Here is an 18,140-nt window from a genome sequence, read left to right as displayed (position 1 = left end):
CCGCCCCGCGCCCCCCCCCCCCCCCCCCCGGATCGGCCGAGGCGAAGCCGCGGCCGAAACCAATTGCCCAGCGTCTCAACAGTTCGGCACGTTGACCGCAAGCCCGCCGAGCGAGGTTTCCTTGTATTTCTCGTGCATGTCGTGGCCGGTCTGGCGCATGGTCTCGATGGCGGAATCGAGGGGGACGAAATGTTTGCCGTCACCCCTGAGCGCCAGCGAGGCGGCCGAAACCGCCTTGATCGCACCGAGGCCATTCCGTTCGATACAGGGCACCTGCACCAGACCTTTGACCGGGTCGCAGGTCATGCCGAGGTGATGCTCCAGCGCGATTTCCGCCGCGTTTTCAACCTGTTCCGGTGTGCCGCCCATCACCGCGCAAAGCCCCGCTGCCGACATCGCGGCGGCAGACCCCACTTCGGCCTGACAACCGCATTCTGCGCCTGAGATCGAGGCATTGTGCTTGCAAAGCCCCCCGATCGCCGCTGCCGTCAGAAGGAAATCGCCGACCTTCGATTGCGTGGCCCCCGGGACGTGGTCCAGCCAGTAGCGGATCACGGCGGGCAGCACCCCCGCCGCGCCATTGGTGGGCGCGGTCACAACCTGACCGCCCGCCGCGTTTTCCTCGTTCACCGCCATCGCATAGACGCTCATCCAGTCGTTGATGACATGGGGGGCGGTGATGTTCATGCCGTATTCGGCCTTCAGCGCCTCATGGATGCCCTTGGCGCGGCGGCGGACCTTCAGTCCGCCCGGCAGGATGCCGTCGGTGGCAAGCCCGCGTTCGATGCAATCGTTCATCACCTGCCAGAGCCGGGCCATGCCGTCCTCCAGCTCGCGTGCGGAGCGGAAATGCAGCTCATTGGCACGCTTCATCTCGGCGATGGACTTGCCCGAGGCGGCGGCCATTTCCAGCATCTCGGCGGCCGACTGGAACGGGTAGGGGCAGCCCGAAGGCTTGGCGGCGATCTTACCCACATTGGCCTGTTCAGTCTCGGTCAGGACGAAACCGCCGCCGATGGAATAATATGTTTCCTGCAGGATCACGTCGCCCTGTGCGTCGGTCGCCATCAGGATCATGCCATTGGCATGGCCCGGCAGCGAGGGGCCGTAATCGAAGACGAGATCGGTTTCCGGCTGGAAGGCCAGCACAGGCAGGCCGGGCGGTGTGACGGTGCCGGTCTCGGCGATGGCCTTCAGCGTGGCTTCGGCCTTCTCATGGTCATAGCTGTCGGGCAGGAAGCCGGCGAGTCCAAGGATGGTCGCCCGGTCGGTCGCATGGCCCTTGCCGGTGAAGGCCAGGGAACCGTGAAGCGAGGCCTTCAGCCCGTGGGCATGGAAGGGCGAGGCGCGCAAGGCGGCGAGAAAGCGAGACCCTGCCACCATCGGCCCCATCGTGTGGGACGAGGACGGGCCGACGCCCACCTTGAACATGTCGAAGACGGAAAGAAACATGCGTTGCCTTTCAGGTCGCGCTGCCCTCGGGCGGGCAGGCATAGGAGGGTTTGGTAAATATCGTCTGGCCCAGCCCTTCCGCAAGGGCGGCCTTTACGGCGGCGGGGCGGAGTTCCATCGCCGCCGCGATGGCGTTGAGCGATGGCCAGGCGGCAGGGTCGAACCAGCCGGTGCCGCCCTCGGGGTAGAGCGCGAGCCAGCGCAGGAGGCAGGACAGGTACCAGGTCAGGATTGAGGGCGTCTCGGGCCGGAACCAGATGGGCCGTTCGGCCGCCATAACCTCCATCAGTCCCAGATGCCGGATGATGCGGTCGCGGGTCGCAGCGGAGAAGGCGGGTACGCAATCAGGCGCCCCGGCATGGCGGTCCGGGTAGAAGTGCAGCCGGATATCGGCATGAAGCGTGTTCGAGGTGAAGAAGAGCCATTTCAGGAAGGCCGCCCGCTCGGGCGTGCCCGGCTGTGGCGCCAGCGCGCCGTGGCGTTCGGAAAGCCAGAGCAGGATCGCGCCGGTCTCGAAGATCGGACCATCAGGGGTGTCCAGCGCCGGGATGAGACCGTTGGGGTGGATGCGGCGGTATTCGCCGCTGTCCTGCACCCGCAATTTGCGATCGACGAGTTCGGTGCGGAAGGGCTGGCCCAATTCCTCCAGCACCAGCCGCACGATCAGCGAGGCATTGTCCGGGGCGTAGTGAAGGATATAGGGCGCGCTTTCCATGGCTGCCTTATGCGCCTGTGCGGTCCCAAACGAGCGGTGGAAAGCGACGTTTCGGGGCAAAAACCGCGTGTCGTGAATGTCGTCGCGGGCTGATCAGGCGCGGTCGGCCACCGTCACGTAATGCGTCAGCGACATGAAGAACCGCCCCCCGGCCGCGCGGGCGAGTTGTTCGGACTGCCACGCCATCACCTCTGCTTCAGGCAGCAGGTTGTTCTGTTGCACGTAGCCGACCATCAGGATCAGCATCATCCGCGCAAGGCCGTCCGGTTTCATCACCGTGTCGCAGAAGGTGACCGGAATGGTCCGGATGTTTCCGAAACCGGCTGCCGCAAGTTCCTGCGGCAGTTTTTCCGGCACGCTCCGGTCGGCAAGGTGGCTGTCCCATGCCGTCATCATCCGCTGCATGCGGTCGCGGTCGTCGCTGCTCCAGACCCAGCTGTCCCAATGCATGTCGGAGATCACCACACGCCCACCCGGGCGCAGAATGCGGTGCAGTTCGGCGATTGGGCCGGAAAGGTCATCGAGATACTCGAAAACCTGAAGCGAGACCGCCTTGTCGACGCTTCCGTCGCCGAGGGGAAGCGACTGGGCGGTGCCGTCGAGAATCTGGACCGCGGGCTCATTGGCGCAGCGTTCCATCGCGGTGTCCCGCATGACGGGGCTTGGGTCGATGCCGGTGACCTTGCCCTCCGGACCGACCGCCCGCGCGAGCTCCTGGGTCATCAATCCGGGCCCGCAACCGAGGTCCAGAACGTGCTCGCCCGGCCGTATGTCGAGCGCATCAAAACTCATGCGGCGGCGCAGGGTGATATCGGCGCCCTGATAGGCCGTATCGAGAATGCGGGTGGTTTCAGCGTCAAATTCAAGCATCTCGCCCCCTTCCCCTGCCGACAAGCCTAGCAAATTCGGGGCATCAACGCATCCGCAGGGGCGATTTGCCCCTCGAACCTCGCTGGCATCTTCCCTATAACCATGGCGCTTGCCCTGACGGAGGATCCAATGGCCACTGAACTCTCACCCATCGACAGGGCGAAATACGCCGCATCCAAACGCGCCGTCGACCTTGTCGAAAACGGTATGCGGGTGGGGCTCGGGACCGGATCGACGGCCGCCTGGATGGTGCGTTGCCTTGCCGAGAGGGTAAAGAAAGAGGGGTTGTCCATCACCTGCGTGCCGACCTCGGAGCGGACGGGGGAACTTGCGCGCGAACTGGGGCTGGAGGTCGTGACGCTGGAAGAGGCGAGTTGGCTCGACCTGACCATTGACGGCACCGATGAGTTCGATCCCGAACTGAACCTGATCAAGGGCGGCGGCGGGGCGCATCTGCGCGAGAAGGTCGTGGCCACGGCCTCCGACCGGATGGTGGTGATCGCCGATCCCGGCAAGGAGGTCGCGCAGCTTGGCGCCTTCCCGCTGCCGGTCGAGGTTCTGGCCTTCGGACTGGCCGCGACGCGGGCGCTGATCGAGGAGATGCTGGTGTCGCTCGACGTGCTGGGCCGCGAGGTGACGCTGCGGATGAACGGCGACAAACCCTTTGTCACGGATGAGGGCAACCATGTGCTTGACCTGCATCTTGGCCGCATCGGCAATGCACGGCAGATGGCGCTTGTGCTCAATCAGGTGCCGGGCGTGGTTGAAAATGGCCTCTTCGTGGATATCTGTGACCAGGTGATCGTCGGCCATCCCGACGGGCGGGTCGATATCCACGGCCTGTCCGGTGGGGCGCAGGAGGGCGATCCCGTCGAATTCGGGGAACCCGATAACATCTTCGCCGATCTCGGCGATTGAGTTCATGCTGACGCTTGCCTCGGTCGACGCCGCTTGGGGTTGGGCTATGCCCCACGCCCGACGGATCATCGCAACGAATTCTTTCGGCAATGTCCTGATCGAAGTCGGCGACGGCGCGGTGTGGCGGATCATACCTGAAGAGTTGAGTTGTACGCGGATCGCACCTGATCTCGCCTCATTTGATGCTTTGAACGAAGAGGCCGACTTTCGCGAAGACTGGGAAATGACCCGATTAGTAGAGATGGCCGAGAAATCTTGTGGCGTGTTGCAACCAGACACTGTCTACCATCTTGTAATACCTGCGGTTTTGGGTGGGCAGTACACTACCGACAACATCCAGCGGATTTCTCTTTCGGAACTTGTTTCCGTCTCTGGAGACATGGCTAGGCAGATCGATAACCTGCCTGACGGGGCTCAGGTGGCCATAAAGGTTGTGGAATGAGCGAACAGAACATAGCTGTGGGGTGCGAAAACGAAACGGCGAATTGCCGGGCATGGATCGACACGGCGCAGGAGCGATAGGACTTGGCTGGTTTCGACTACGATCTTTTTGTCATTGGCGGCGGGTCTGGCGGCGTGCGTGCGGCGCGGATTGCGTCCGGCGAATACGGGGCGAAGGTCGGCATCGCCGAGGAATACCGGATGGGCGGGACCTGCGTCATCCGGGGTTGCGTGCCGAAGAAACTGATGGTCTTCGCCTCGTCCTATGCGCCTGCCTTCGAGGATGCCCGGGCCTATGGCTGGGATGTGACCGTGGGTGGCTTCGACTGGACGGCGTTCCGGGCGAAGCTGGATGCAGAGCTCGACCGGCTGGAAGGCGTCTATCGCGCCGGGCTGACCGGGGCGAAGGTCACGATCCACGATTGCCGCGCAACTGTCGAGGATGCCCATACGGTTCGGCTGGCCACCGGAGAGGTCTTCACCGCCAAGCATATCCTGATCGCTACGGGCGGGCGGCCCTTCGTGCCGGATATGGCGGCAGAGGCGGGGGCGATGACCTCGAACGACATCTTCAAGCTCGATGCCCTGCCGAAGTCGATCCTTATCGTCGGCGGTGGCTTCATTGCCTGCGAGTTTGCCTGCATCCTCAATGGGATGGGTGTCGATGTGACGCAATTCTACCGCGGCGAACAGATCCTGCGCGGCTTCGATGGCGAAGCACGTGGCCATATCGCCGAACATATGCGCGATGCGGGCATCAACCTGCATGTCGGCACTGATGTGATCGAGATGAAACCGGTGGACGGCGGGACCTGGGTCAAATCCACCGACGGGCGTGAAGGCGTCTATGAGAAAGTTGTCTATGCCACCGGGCGCGTGCCCAATACCGAGGGCCTCGGGCTCGACACGCTCGGCGTGAAGCTTGGCCGCAAGGGCGAGGTCGTGGTGGACGAATGGTCGCAGACCGCCGTGCCGTCGATCTTTGCCGTGGGCGATGTGACCGACCGGATCAACCTGACGCCGGTCGCGATTCGCGAGGGCCATGCCTTTGCCGACACGATTTTTGGTGCGAAACCGACCAAGCCCGACCACGAACTGGTGGCCAGCGCGGTCTTTACCCAACCGGAATTCGGCACCGTCGGCATGACCGAGGAAGCGGCGCGCGACGAACGCCCGATCGAGATCTACGCGACCTCGTTCCGGCCCATGCAATCGGCCTTTGCCGGGCGGCCCGACCGCGTGATGATGAAGCTCATCGTCTGCGCCGAGACGCGCAAGGTGCTCGGCTGCCATATCGTGGCACCGGGGGCGGGTGAGATGATCCAGTTGGCTGCTATTGCCATCAAGATTGGTGCGACCAAGGAAGATTTCGACAGAACGGTTGCGGTTCACCCCGTAATGGCCGAAGAACTGGTGACATTGCGCAAACCGGTGCGGACAGCTTGACTTTCCGACCGGGATGCCCAGTTCGGATGTGAATTTGTAAAGACCAACAAGAGGGAAACGACCTGATGGCGGGAAGCGGAGGCCCCTGGGGCGGCGGCGGATCTGGCGGCGACGATGACGACCGCAAGGGCGGTCGCGGCGGACGTCGGCCGGGCGAGGGCGGACAGATCCCCGAGATCGACGAGATCATGAAGAAGGGCGCCGAACAACTCAAGGTGCTGATGGGCGGACGCGGCGGCGGGCCGCGCGGACCTGTCAATGGCGGCGGCGGACTGCCGTCCGGGCCGAAGCTGACCGGTGGTACGCTGGGACTTGCGGCGCTTGCGGCCATCGGTCTGTGGTCATTCGCGAGCTTCTATACGGTCAAACCGGAAGAACAGTCGGTTGAGCTGTTCCTGGGCAAATTCTCGGCCATCGGCGAGCCGGGCCTGAACTTCGCGCCCTGGCCGTTCGTGACCGCGAACGTCGTGCCGGTCACCCCGGAACGGACCGAGGATATCGGTGTCGGCCGGGGCGGATCGGACAGCGGGCTGATGCTGACCGGTGACGAGAACATCGTCGATATCGACTTTCAGGTCGTCTGGAACATCAACGACCCGACCGAATATCTTTTCAACCTGCGCGACCCCGAGCTGACGATCAATGCCGTGGCCGAATCCTCGATGCGCGAAATCATCGCGCAATCGCAGCTTGCGCCGATCCTGAACCGCGACCGGGGTATCATCGCCGAGCGGCTGAAGGACCTGATCCAGACCACGCTCGACAGCTATGATTCCGGTCTGAACATCGTGCGGGTGAACTTCGACCGCGCCGACCCGCCGCGTGAGGTCATTGACGCCTTCAAGAACGTGCAGTCGGCCGAACAGCAGCGCGACCGCTTGCAGAAAGAGGCCGACGCCTATGCCAACACGGTTCTGGCCGGCGCGCGCGGTCAGGCGGCCCAGCTTCTGGAAGAGGCTGAAGGCTACCGTGCGCAGGTCGTGAACCAGGCGGAAGGTGAGGCGAGCCGCTTCTCGGCGGTTCTGGCCGAATATGCCAAGGCCCCGGAAGTGACCCGTAAGCGCCTTTATCTTGAGACGATGGAAGAGGTCATGGGCCGCGTCGACAAGGTGATCATTGACGAAAATCAGGGCGGGCAGGGGGTCGTTCCCTATCTGCCGTTGAACGAGCTGGGCAAGAAACCCGCATCGACCGGGGGGAATAACTGATGAACCGCGCTACGCTTCTTCTGCCTGTCGTCGTTCTCGCCATCGCTGCGGTCCTGTCGTCAATCTTTATCGTGGATGAGCGCGAAAAGGCGCTGGTCCTGCAGTTCGGCCAGATCAAGGAAATCCGCGAAGAACCGGGGCTCTATTTCAAGCTGCCGCTGATTCAGGAGGTCGTGCGTTATGACGACCGTATCCTCGGGCTTGATGTCGAACCTCTGGAAGTCACCCCGCTCGATGACCGCCGTCTGGTGGTGGACGCCTTCGCCCGCTACCGGATTGCCGACCTTCAACGGTTCCGGCAGGCCGTCGGCGCCTCGGGCGTGGCGCTTGCCGAAAACCGCATCGACACGATCCTGCGCGCCCAGACACGCGAGGTTCTGGGTTCGGTCACGTCGTCCGAGATCCTCTCAGAGGACCGTGCGGCATTGGCCACCCAGATCCGCGATGCGTCGCGGAACGAGGCCAATTCACTCGGGGTCGAGATCATCGACGTGCGGCTGAAGCGCACCGATCTGCCGGAACAGAACCTTGACGCGACCTTCGCCCGGATGCGGGCGGAACGCGAACGCGAGGCGGCCGACGAGGTTGCACGCGGTAACGAAGCGGCACAGCGCGTTCGCGCGCAGGCCGACCGGACAAAGGTCGAACTGGTGTCGGATGCCCAGCGTCAGGCCGAGATCATCCGCGGTGAGGCCGATGCCCGCCGCAACGCGGTCTTTGCCGAAGCCTACGGCGCCGATCCGGAGTTCTTCGACTTCTACCGCTCGCTCGCGGCTTACCGCGCGGGTATTCTGGGAGGCAACTCGACGATGGTCATGGCGCCGAACAGCGAATTCTTCGATTATCTGAAATCGCCTGAAAAGCGGTAGCGATGGGGGCGTTCGCACTCCTTCTGCTGGCCATCGGGCTGGTTCTGACGCTGGAGGGGCTGGTGCTTGCACTGGCCCCTTCGCGTATCGACGAGCTTTTGGAACTGATCCGCCAGATGCCGGTCGAGATGCGACGCAATCTGGGGCTTGGAGCGGTCGCTTTGGGCATCGCGCTCATTTGGCTTGCCCAGGGGCTCGCGGGCTGAAACAATTGCACCGAAAGGCGCAAGGGGTGATCACATCCTGTTGAGTAGGCGCGACTGGCTTTGATTTGTGCTGAGGAGTGCTTAACTCAATGCTGCTCTTACGGCGGCCCGGGGGCGGAACGGCCGTTCCCGCCGCAGAACGAAGAACAAGGGAGTTCGGAGTGAAATCTCAGGTGATGACTCTTCATAAACCCGCCCTGCGGCCCGGTGCCGTGGCCGGAACGGTCTGGGCATTGGCGCTGGGCCTTGCATTGGCGATCGGGCAGGGGGTGCCGGTGGAGGCGCGCGCAGCGCCGGAAAGTTTCGCCGATCTGGCCGAACGGATCAGCCCCTCGGTCGTCAATATCACGACAACGACGACGGTTGCGGCGCCTGTGGATGGCGGGCCGATCGTGCCCGAAGGTTCGCCCTTCGAAGACTTCTTCCGCGAATTCGGCAACCCGAACGCGCCGCGGGGTCCCCGCAGGTCGAACGCGCTGGGCTCGGGCTTCGTGATCTCGGAAGACGGATACATCGTCACGAACAACCATGTCATCGAAGGCGCCGACGAGATTTCCATCGAGTTTTTCTCCGGCGAGACACTGGATGCCGAACTGGTCGGCACCGACCCCAAGACCGATATCGCGCTTCTGAAAGTGGAAAGCGAAACGCCGCTGCCCTTCGTCAATTTCGGCAATTCCGATGTGATGCGGGTGGGCGACTGGGTCATGGCCATGGGCAACCCGCTGGGGCAGGGCTTCTCGGTTTCGGCCGGGATCGTATCGGCCCGCAACCGTGAGCTTTCCGGCACCTATGATGACTTCATCCAGACCGATGCCGCGATCAACCGGGGTAACTCGGGCGGGCCCCTGTTCAACATGGATGGCGAGGTGATCGGTGTGAACACCGCGATCCTCAGCCCCAATGGCGGCTCCATTGGTATCGGCTTCTCGATGGCGTCGAATGTGGTTTCAAAGGTCGTTGGCCAGCTCAAGGAATTCGGTGAAACCCGGCGCGGCTGGCTCGGCGTGCGCATTCAGGACGTGACGCCGGACGTGGCCGAGGCGATGGGTCTGGCCGATGCCAAGGGTGCGCTCGTCACCGATGTACCGGACGGACCCGCCAAGGATGGCGGCATCCTGTCGGGCGATGTCATCACGTCCTTCGACGGGGCCGAGGTCGCCGATACCCGTGAACTGGTGCGCCGCGTTGGGGACGCCGATGTCGGCAAGGCGGTTCGGGTGATCGTGCTGCGTGAGGGTTCGAGTCAGACGCTGCTGGTCACGCTCGGCCGCCGCGAACTTGCGGAAGGTGAGCCGGTTCCGGCTTCGGTGGAATCGACCGAGCCGGTTGAGCAGGACGTGCTGGGCATGACGCTGGGCACCCTGACCGACGATATCCGCAGCCAGATGAACCTGCCTGCCGACAGCGAGGGGCTTCTGATCTCGGAAATCGACGAGACCAGCGAGGCCTTTGGCAAGGGGTTGCGCGCAGGTGATCTGATCACCGAAGCGGGGCAACAGAAAATCGCCTCCGTCGCTGATTTCGAGGCGCGGATCGACGAGGCCAAGGAGGCCGGACGCAAGTCACTCCTGTTGCTGATCCGCCGCGACGGCGATCCCAGGTTCGTGGCGCTGTCGGTCGAGTGATCCCGACGACGGAAGTGTTTGGTAAGGTGGGTTCAAACCCACCTTACTTTGCCCGGACCGCATTGCAGTCCGGGTGGGAGCGGAAATGACCGACACCCTGCTCAGCCGGCTGGACAATGAGGCTGGCAAGATCGCGGATATCGCCCCGGGCGGATATCTTCTGGCGCTCAGGATCCGCGGCACTTCACCGATTCAGACCTACAATACCTATCCCAAGGCCTGGACCGACGAATATACCCAGAACGGCTATATGCTGCGCGATCCGCTGCTGACCTGGGCGATGACCGTCGGCGGTACGATCCGTTGGAGTTCGGCCTTCCTGCCCGATCCGTTCGGCATCTTCCGCAAGGCCAAAAAACACGGGCTGGCCTATGGCGCTTCGGTCGCCTGCGGGCCGCTGAATTCGCTCACCATCTGTTCGATGGGCCGCGCCGACCGCGAGTTCACCGATGACGAGATCGCAGCGGCCAAGGCCATCGTCTTCGGTGTGCATGATGCGGCGAAACTGCCTGAGGCGCTGTCGGCAGAGGACCGCACCATCCTCAATGGCGTTGCAAAAGGCGCGACAGGCGCCACCATTGCACGGACGCTGGGCCTGTCCGAGGCGGACGGGCGGGCGCGGATCGACGCGCTCTGCGGTGCGCTTCTGGCGCGGACCCCGGATGAGGCATTGCGCCACGCAAAGGATGCGAAACTGCTCTGACAAAGGCCGCAGAGGCTATTGAATGATCAGATCAAGTGACGCACTGACAATCCTGACTTACGCCGTTATGGTCTGTCCATGTCGATCTGGACCCGCATATCCGAGGCCCTAGCCGCCCTTGCCAAGGGCGAGGGGTTATCGGCTGTCTTCGACCGGCTGAAGACCCCGCCCGAACGCTCCATCGGCTTTACCATCGCCGTCATCGCTCTGGGCGCCAAGATGGCCAAGGCCGACGGGCAGGTGACGCGGGATGAGGTCACAGCCTTCCGCGAGGTTTTTGCGATTGCCCGTGAGGAAGAGGACAACGCAGCCCGCGTCTTCAACCTTGCCCGGCAGGACGTGGCGGGGTTCGAGCTTTATGCCAGCAAGATCGCCGCGATGCTCGGGCCGGGCGACCCGGTTCTGGTCGATCTGATGGAGGGGCTCTTTCACATCGCGATGGCGGATGGTGAGTTCCACCCGCATGAGGATGCGTTCCTGCGCGAGGTCGCCCGCATCTTCAGTGTCGATGACCGCTGCTTCCGTTCGCTGCTGACCCGGTTCGTGCCCGACGCCGCGCCCGATCCCTATTACGTCCTGCGGGTGTCCCATGACGCGCCCATGGACGACATCCGCGCGGCCTGGCGGCAGGCGGTCAAGGACTGCCATCCCGACCGGATGCGCGCCCGTGGCCTGCCGGAAGAGGCGCTGAAGCTGGCTGAACAGCGGCTGGTCGCGGTGAACCGCGCCTGGGAGGAAATCACCGGCAAGAAGGCGGCCTGAGCCGATGCGTATCGCCACTTACAATGTCGAGTGGTTCACCAACCTCTTCGACCGCGACGGGCAACTCATGGAGGATGCCGGCTGGTCGTCGCGCTACAATGTCACCCGCGCCGATCAGCTGACCGCCTTGGGCATCGTCTTCACCGCGATGGATGCCGATGCGGTGATGATCATCGAGGCCCCTGACAACAACCGGCGCCACAAGTCGGTCGACATGCTGGAAGCCTTCGCCGCGCGCTACGATCTGCGCACACGCAGGGCGCTGATCGGCTACGAGAACGACACCCAGCAGGAAATTGCGCTGCTTTACGACCCCGACAAGCTGAGTGTGCGTCACGATCCGCTCGGTCTGCCCGACCAGCCGATCGAGGGCACCGCCGCGCCGCGGTTCGATTCAACCTATCGGATCGACCTCAATATCGACGCAAAGATGGATCTGGTGCGGTTTTCCAAACCGCCGTTGGAGATCGCCGCGACGACGCCTGAAGGGGCTGAGTTTCGCATGATCGGGGTCCATGTGAAATCAAAGGCCCCGCACGGGGCGCGGAGCACGGCGCAGGCCAAACGGCTCGCCATCGAGAACCGCCGCAAGCAGCTTGCCCAGAGCATCTGGCTGCGCGAACGCGTGCTGGAACACCTGGCGGCGGGCGACAGCCTGATGGTGATGGGCGATTTCAACGACGGGCCGGGGCTGGACGAATACGAAAAACTCTTCGGCCGGTCCGGGGTGGAGATCGTCATGGGCTGGGACGAACCGCATGAGACGCGGCTTTTCGATCCCCATGCACGGGTCGCCTTCGGCAAGAAGGTCGCGCTGATGCCGACGACGGCGCGGTTCTATCTTGACGACAAGGGTTGCTACTTCTCGGCCTTGCTCGACTACATCATGGTCTCGCCCGATCTGCGCGCCAAGGCGCCGAAGTGGCGGATCTGGCACCCGTTCGATGACCCGAAGATCTATGCGGTGCCGGAACTGCGGGAGGCGCTGCTGACCGCGTCCGATCATTTCCCGGTCTCCATCGACATCACATTCTGACGGCCCTTCTGTTTTTCGCGGGCCCAATGCCCTATATTGGCGGTATGAACCGGATCGCGATCACCCTCACTGCCCTGATGCTGAGCGCCGCGCCCCTTATGGCGCAGGAGGCTGATGACGAAAGCGTCGATGAAGGCTTCAGCCTGCTGGAAGAAGGGGCGAAAATAATCATGCGCTCCATGCTCGATGAGGTCGAACCGGCGCTGAAGGATCTGCAGTTTCAGCTCGGCGAGGCATGGGGCGAAATGGGGCCGATGCTGCATGATCTGTCGGCGATGATCGGCGACATCAAGAACTACCACGCGCCCGAGGTGCTGCCGAACGGCGATATCATCATCCGCCGGAAATCGCCCGAAGAACTGGCCATGCCGGAACCGGGCGAGGAAATTGATATCTGACCCGGATTTCGCCGTAGATGAGCTTGGGCGCCGGCGTCGCCCGGAACCTTGTCGCGCTTGATGCGCTTTCGTTCGGCGCGAGCCCAGTTTCAAGTTGTTGATTCGGAGCGGCATTGGCATGTTCTTCGTGGCGGTGTTTCAGCCGTAGGGTTTGATTAGCTTTTTAGGAGGGCAGAATGTCCGAGAAGTCATCTTCAGAAGGGGAATTTCGTCCCGTTTCGCTTCTCTCGCCGGTTATTGGAACGTCCCGCAGCGACAGGCTTGCGGCCACGGGCGAGGGTCAGTCGGTCTTTGGTCTAGCGGGCGCGGATACCCTGACCAGCATGTACAACCACACCACACTCTTCGGCGGTTCGGGTGACGATACGATCGGGATCACGCTCGATCTGGTCGATGATCTGTCGATCGAGGTCTGGGATATCGGCGCCGTGGCCTTGGGCGGTTCGGGCGACGATACGATCACGGTCGATATCATCGGTCTGGGCTTTGACGCGCCCGAGGCGAATTTCGATGTCGTCGTCTGCGGCGGATCGGGCGCCGATATGATCGATGTCAGCACCATCTCCGACGCTTTCGGCTACAGCGTGGTGACGAACAGGATATTTGGCGGTAGCGGCAATGATACGATTACCGCGCTGGCGGTGGGCGGCAGCTTCTTCGGCAATGAGAGCACAGCGATCAACGAGATCGACGGCGGCTCGGGCCATGACACGATCACCGCCAAGGCCACGGTGTTTTCCAACAGCAGCCTTCTGGCGCGCAACGTGCTGACCGGCGGCTCGGGCAACGATGTCCTTTCGGCCAGCATCCATCTCGATTCCAATTCGGCCGCGCCGGTGGGCGAGAACATCCTGTCCGGTGGCAGCGGCCATGACGTGCTGACGGCGGATCAGGAATCTGACGGCGAGAATGACAGCACGACGATGACCTCGACCCTCGATGGCGGGTCCGGGCATGACAGCATGACCTCCACGATCCTCGCCTTGGCTCAGAGCGTGGCTGCGGCGACCAACACCCTCGACGGCGGTTCGGGCAACGATGTGATGACGGCAAGCACGATTGCCGGGGCCTACTTTCCCGGGGCCAGCGCCGAGAACGTCCTGCATGGCGGCCACGGCAGTGATGTGATGTCTGCCTATGCCGATGCCAATGCCTTTGACGATCCCCATGCCGGTGCCGTCGCCCATAACCTTCTGGATGGCGGCAATGGCAACGACCAGATGACCGCCACGATCGAGGCGGGCAGCAGCGGTTTCTCTGAACTTTACGGGGGCGCGGGCCATGACAGCCTGACCGTGATCGGCGGCACGGGGAACATCCTCGAAGGTGGCTCTGGCAACGATACGATCACAGGTGGTGACGGTGCGGACAGAATTACTGGCGGGGCCGGGAATGATTGGCTGACCGGTGGGGCCAGCGCGGATGAGTTTGTCTTTGCCACCGGGGATGGCCATGACACTGTTGCGGATTTCGAGGATGGCACCGACCTGATCCGGATCACCGCCGGGGTGCTGGACTTCACCGGAATCACGGTGGCGGGGCAGGGCAGCGATACGGTATTGCACTTCGCCAATGTCACGGTGGTGCTGACCGGCGTCGATGCCTCGCTGATCGACGCAAGCGATTTCGTGTTCGGCTGACGGCGCAAAGCGCCGCCGTTTGCGACAGGGAAAAGCGGTGCGGCGTGCCGCTTTTTCACCCCGCCGAAGGTCAGATGGCGACGTTCGTCACGATGGCCTCTGCCCCCAGCGCATCGGCCAAGGATCCGAACCGCGCCTGTGCCACCTCGCCGAACAGTGCCTCGGAATGGGTGTTGAGCCTGAGTTCCAAGACCTTTTTCTTCGGTCGCCAGACCAGTTCCCCGGCTTCTTCGGGCGACTTTACGGCGAACATTGCGCCAAAGCGCATCGCCTTGCCCAGCACCTCCGCCTCCTTGATCTGCGCCTCGCTCAGAAGGCCAAAGAGCGGCTCCATCCGGGATCCTGCCCGCGAGTTCTTGTAACGGTGCAGGAGCGAGAGCCCGAGGAACACCCGTTCGGGGTGGCTGAGCCCGCCAAGATTGGCGCGTGTGGCGTTGTCAAAACAGACCTCGGCCCGGTAGTCGGGATGCGCACGCCAGGTCGTGTCATGCAGAAGACAGGCCGCGCGGATCATGCGCAGTTTCTGAAAGCTTTCACTTGCGTAGAGCGGCAGCAGGAACTGATAGAGTTTCTTGCCGAAACCCGGCATCCGCGCCATCGTGCGTTCGGCATGGCGGCAGGCCTCGATCAGCGGATCGCGCATTCGCAGACGGTCGGGCATCTGCTCATACAGCAACCCCTCACGGATACCGTAGGACGACACATCGATTTCCTTCGGCCGGAAGGTCAGCACCAACTGGCGCAGCACCTGAGTGGCAAGCGGCACCAGTTCCATCCGGGCCGCCGATGTGCCGGTTTTCGCCCTCAGATCGTTCATGTCGCTTTCGCCGATCCAGTGCAGTGTCTGCAAAAGGGCCTGCGGTTTCATCCGGTATTCGTGCAGAACCGTCATCGGATAGGCGCGGTGTTCCATATCGAGCCGCGCGATCGCCCGCCATGATCCGCCGACCAGATAGATGCGTTCGTGTCCCGTGCCGATCTCGGCCGCGAGTTTCTCCACCGTTTCCTTGATATAGGCCTGAAGGCCCTTCTTGCCGCCCTTGATCTGTTGCAGCCGGAAGGGGCCGAGGGGCGAGGTCACGCGGCGGCCGACCTTGCCGCCGGAAACCTCTGCAAGCTCCATCGAGTTGCCGCCGATATCGCAGACGATGCCCTCGGCCTCGGGCCAGCCGAGCAGAACGCCCTGCGCCGACAAACGCGCCTCTTCCAGCCCGTCGATGACCCAGAGCTTCAGCCCGGTTTCGCGCTCCACCTCGGCCTGAAATTCCGGCCCGTCCTCAGCCTCGCGTACCGCCGCCGTGGCGACGCAGGACAGGGAGGGGAGCTCCATGCCCTTGGCGAGTGCCGCAAAGCGTTTCAGCGCCGCGAGCGCCCTTGCACGGCCGGTCGGGTTCAGCCGCCCGGTTTCAGCCAGCCCCTGACCGAGGCCCGCCATGATCTTTTCATTGTAGAAATAGGCCGGGCTGCGCGCCGCGCCATCGAAGACCACCAGACGGACGGAGTTCGAGCCGACATCGACCACGCCGACCCGTTCCAGCGCGCGGGCGGAGGGGTCGTCGAACAACGGTTTGCCGAAGGGGCCGGAATCCTCGGCCAGCGACCGGGCCTTGGCGACCTTTTCCTTCTTCTTCTCTCGGCTTGTCGGTTTTTTCCTGGCGGTGCTGGCAGGCATCCGGAGATCCTCAATCGGCATGGGCGAGTTTCGGCACGTCCTTCGCCCCCGCCGAGCCGCGGCCCGAAAGCGAGGGGTTTTCCATGAAGAACCGGTGGCAATTGAAGAGGTCGTCGCGCCCTTCAGGCAGGTCGCGGACATAGCGCCCGTCAGGCATCAGAACCCAGCTTTGCGCCTCGTCGGCAAGGTTCGCCGCCATGATCTGGCTGACGATCTGTGCCTTGACGGTGGGGTTGGTCGCCTCGACCAGCGTTTCAACCCGGCGGTTGAGGTTGCGGCCCATCCAGTCGGCGGAGGAAAAGAAGACGCGGGCGTGTTTCGAGGGCAGACCGTGACCATTGCCGAAACAGATGATGCGGCTGTGTTCAAGGAACCGGCCAACGATGGATTTCACGCGGATATTCTCGGATAGGCCCTTGATCCCCGGCCGGACGCCGCAGATGCCGCGTATGACGAGCTCGATCTTCACGCCGGCCTGAGAGGCCGCGTAAAGGGCATCGACCATATCGGATTCGATCAGTGAGTTCATCTTGGCCCAGATCGCCGCAGGCTTGCCGGCCTTCGCATGCTCTGCCTCAGCCGCGATCAACTCCAAGAGGCGCGGTTTCAGGCTGATTGGCGAAATCGCGATATTCTCCAGACCCTCGGGCTGCACATAACCAGAGAGGTAGTTGAAGACCTTGGTCGCGTCGCGGCCAAGCGGTGCGTCGCAGGTGAAGAAACTGAGGTCCGTGTAGATGCGGGCCGTGATCGGGTGATAGTTGCCGGTGCCGTAATGGGTATAGGTCACGAGGTTCTCGCCCTCGCGCCGCACCACGGTCGAGATCTTGGCATGGGTCTTGTAGTTGATGAAGCCATAGACGACATGGGCGCCCGCGCGTTCCAGCCGCCGCGACTGGCGGATATTGGCGGCCTCATCGAACCGCGCCTTCAGTTCCACGAGCGCGGTGACGGATTTTCCGGCCTCCGCCGCCTCGCAGAGCGCCGAGACGATGGGGCTGTCCTGTGATGTCCGGTAGAGCGTCTGCTTGATCGCCAGCACATTCGGGTCCGCCGCCGCCTGAGAGAGGAAGCGGATGACCATGTCAAAGGTCTCGTAAGGATGGTGCAGAAGCATATCCTTCTGGCGGATCGCCGCGAACATGTCGCCGTCATGGTCCTGCACGCGTTCGGGTACGCGCGGCGTGAAGGACGGCCATTGCAGATCGCGGCGGCTGTCCAGCACCAGTTCTTTCAGATCCGCCATGCCGACCATGCCCCTGACCTCCACGACCTCGTCGGGCGTGACGGCCAGTTCCTCCATGATCAGCGCGCGCAGTCCTTCGGGTGCGCCCGCCGTCATCTTCAGCCGGATCACCTGACCCCGGCGGCGGCGTTTCAGCGCGGTCTCAAACTCGCGGACAAGGTCTTCGGCCTCGTCCTCGACCTCGATATCGCTGTCGCGCAGCACCCTGAAGGCGCAGTGGCCGGTGTCGGAATAGCCGGGAAAGAGCGAACCGAGGTGAAGGAGCAGCATCTCTTCCATCGGCAGGAACCGCTTGCCACCCGGCATGGCGACGAAACGCGGAATCTGCTGCGGGATCGGCAGAAGCGCCTGCAAATGGCGCTTGCCCTTGTCACGTTCCAGCTCCAGCGCGAGGCAGAAGCCGGTGTTCGGGATGAACGGGAAGGGATGGGCCGGGTCGATGGCCAGCGGCGACAGGACCGGGAACACCTTGTTCAGGAAGTAGTCGGCAAGGAATGCCTCATCCCGTTTGGTCAGCTTCGATCGGGTTAGAAGGACGATCCCCTCCGCGTCGAGTTCCTTCCTCAGCTTGTTCCACACCGTCTGCTGCATCGTCATCAGGCGGCGTGCATCGGCGTTGATCAAGGCAAGCTGTTCGGCAGGCGAAAGTCCGTCATCCGAGTGCATCGAATTGCCCGCGCGCACCAGTTCGCGCAGGCCCGCGACGCGGACTGTGTAGAACTCGTCAAGGTTGGTGGCAGAGATCGAGAGGAAGCGCAGGCGTTCCAGCAGCGGAACGCGGGGATTGCGGGCCTCGTCCAGAACCCGCCAGTTGAAGGCCAGCCAGCTCAGTTCGCGGTTAAAAAAACGTTTCGGGCCGGTAAGGTCCGCCTCAGGCAGCGTAACCGGTTTGGGGAAGGGGGCCTTGAGGAAATCTGCCTGTGTCATGCG

The 18,140-nt window shown here is 63.2% G+C and carries 17 protein-coding genes; 12 read left to right on the top strand and 5 right to left on the bottom strand.

Annotated elements, in window-relative coordinates; genetic code table 11:
- Positions 1–75 precede the first annotated feature (75 nt).
- The 3 genes from QKW60_RS02390 to QKW60_RS02380 form a co-directional block, all read right to left on the bottom strand.
- Entirely contained in the window at positions 76–1,452 is a 1,377-nt protein-coding gene (locus QKW60_RS02390) for an L-serine ammonia-lyase (protein WP_282366143.1), read from the bottom strand.
- Between the two features lie 10 nt (positions 1,453–1,462).
- The gene (locus tag QKW60_RS02385) at positions 1,463–2,167 is read right to left on the bottom strand and encodes a glutathione S-transferase family protein (RefSeq protein ID WP_282366142.1); all 705 of its coding nucleotides are present in this window, start codon (positions 2,165–2,167) and stop codon (positions 1,463–1,465) included.
- Between the two features lie 93 nt (positions 2,168–2,260).
- On the bottom strand, positions 2,261–3,037 hold the full coding sequence (locus tag QKW60_RS02380) for a methyltransferase domain-containing protein (protein WP_282366140.1): 777 nt from the start codon (positions 3,035–3,037) through the stop codon (positions 2,261–2,263).
- 129 nt (positions 3,038–3,166) lie between these two features.
- Here QKW60_RS02380 and rpiA point away from each other — a divergent pair, with 129 nt between their 5' ends.
- The 12 genes from rpiA (at position 3,167) to QKW60_RS02320 (ending at position 14,292) form a co-directional block, all read left to right on the top strand.
- Complete coding sequence (gene rpiA, locus QKW60_RS02375; protein WP_282366138.1) at positions 3,167–3,955, top strand: ribose-5-phosphate isomerase RpiA; 789 nt, start codon at positions 3,167–3,169, stop codon at positions 3,953–3,955.
- Between the two features lie 4 nt (positions 3,956–3,959).
- Positions 3,960–4,397 carry a T6SS immunity protein Tdi1 domain-containing protein gene (locus QKW60_RS02370; RefSeq protein ID WP_282366136.1) on the top strand — a complete coding sequence of 146 codons (438 nt, stop codon included), beginning with the start codon at positions 3,960–3,962 and terminating at the stop codon, positions 4,395–4,397.
- Positions 4,398–4,480: 83 nt separating this feature from the next.
- A complete protein-coding gene (gene gorA / locus QKW60_RS02365; protein ID WP_282366134.1) occupies positions 4,481–5,842 on the top strand; it encodes a glutathione-disulfide reductase in 1,362 nt (453 codons plus the stop codon).
- Positions 5,843–5,907: 65 nt separating this feature from the next.
- The gene (gene hflK / locus QKW60_RS02360) at positions 5,908–7,050 is read left to right on the top strand and encodes an FtsH protease activity modulator HflK (RefSeq protein ID WP_282366132.1); all 1,143 of its coding nucleotides are present in this window, start codon (positions 5,908–5,910) and stop codon (positions 7,048–7,050) included.
- The gene (hflC, locus tag QKW60_RS02355; RefSeq protein ID WP_282366131.1) at positions 7,050–7,919 is read left to right on the top strand and encodes a protease modulator HflC; all 870 of its coding nucleotides are present in this window, start codon (positions 7,050–7,052) and stop codon (positions 7,917–7,919) included. Before hflK ends, hflC begins: the two co-directional genes overlap by 1 nt.
- A gap of 2 nt (positions 7,920–7,921) precedes the next feature.
- A complete protein-coding gene (locus tag QKW60_RS02350) occupies positions 7,922–8,125 on the top strand; it encodes a DUF2065 family protein (protein WP_282366130.1) in 204 nt (67 codons plus the stop codon).
- A gap of 176 nt (positions 8,126–8,301) precedes the next feature.
- On the top strand, positions 8,302–9,753 hold the full coding sequence (locus tag QKW60_RS02345) for a Do family serine endopeptidase (protein ID WP_282366129.1): 1,452 nt from the start codon (positions 8,302–8,304) through the stop codon (positions 9,751–9,753).
- Positions 9,754–9,838: 85 nt separating this feature from the next.
- The gene (locus QKW60_RS02340; protein WP_282366128.1) at positions 9,839–10,456 is read left to right on the top strand and encodes an autoinducer binding domain-containing protein; all 618 of its coding nucleotides are present in this window, start codon (positions 9,839–9,841) and stop codon (positions 10,454–10,456) included.
- Between the two features lie 78 nt (positions 10,457–10,534).
- A complete protein-coding gene (locus tag QKW60_RS02335) occupies positions 10,535–11,218 on the top strand; it encodes a molecular chaperone DjiA (protein ID WP_282366127.1) in 684 nt (227 codons plus the stop codon).
- A gap of 4 nt (positions 11,219–11,222) precedes the next feature.
- Positions 11,223–12,254, top strand: a complete 1,032-nt coding sequence (locus QKW60_RS02330; protein ID WP_282366126.1) for an endonuclease/exonuclease/phosphatase family protein — start codon at positions 11,223–11,225, stop codon at positions 12,252–12,254.
- Positions 12,255–12,280: 26 nt separating this feature from the next.
- Positions 12,281–12,652, top strand: a complete 372-nt coding sequence (locus QKW60_RS02325; RefSeq protein WP_282366125.1) for an AAA+ family ATPase — start codon at positions 12,281–12,283, stop codon at positions 12,650–12,652.
- A gap of 176 nt (positions 12,653–12,828) precedes the next feature.
- Positions 12,829–14,292 (top strand): calcium-binding protein, encoded by a 1,464-nt coding sequence (locus QKW60_RS02320; protein ID WP_282366124.1) that lies wholly within the window; start codon positions 12,829–12,831, stop codon positions 14,290–14,292.
- Positions 14,293–14,362: 70 nt separating this feature from the next.
- Here QKW60_RS02320 and QKW60_RS02315 read toward each other — a convergent pair whose 3' ends face one another.
- The gene (locus tag QKW60_RS02315; protein ID WP_282366122.1) at positions 14,363–15,964 is read right to left on the bottom strand and encodes a Ppx/GppA family phosphatase; all 1,602 of its coding nucleotides are present in this window, start codon (positions 15,962–15,964) and stop codon (positions 14,363–14,365) included.
- A 10-nt stretch (positions 15,965–15,974) separates the two neighbouring features.
- Positions 15,975–18,137: an RNA degradosome polyphosphate kinase gene (locus QKW60_RS02310; protein WP_282366120.1), complete on the bottom strand. Its 2,163-nt coding sequence runs from the start codon at positions 18,135–18,137 to the stop codon at positions 15,975–15,977.
- Positions 18,138–18,140: the final 3 nt, after the last annotated feature.

It is taken from the genome of Albidovulum aestuarii (assembly GCF_029961185.1).
In the GTDB taxonomy this organism is placed as follows: domain Bacteria; phylum Pseudomonadota; class Alphaproteobacteria; order Rhodobacterales; family Rhodobacteraceae; genus Albidovulum; species Albidovulum aestuarii.
This window is presented reverse-complemented; position numbering and strand designations above follow the sequence as displayed.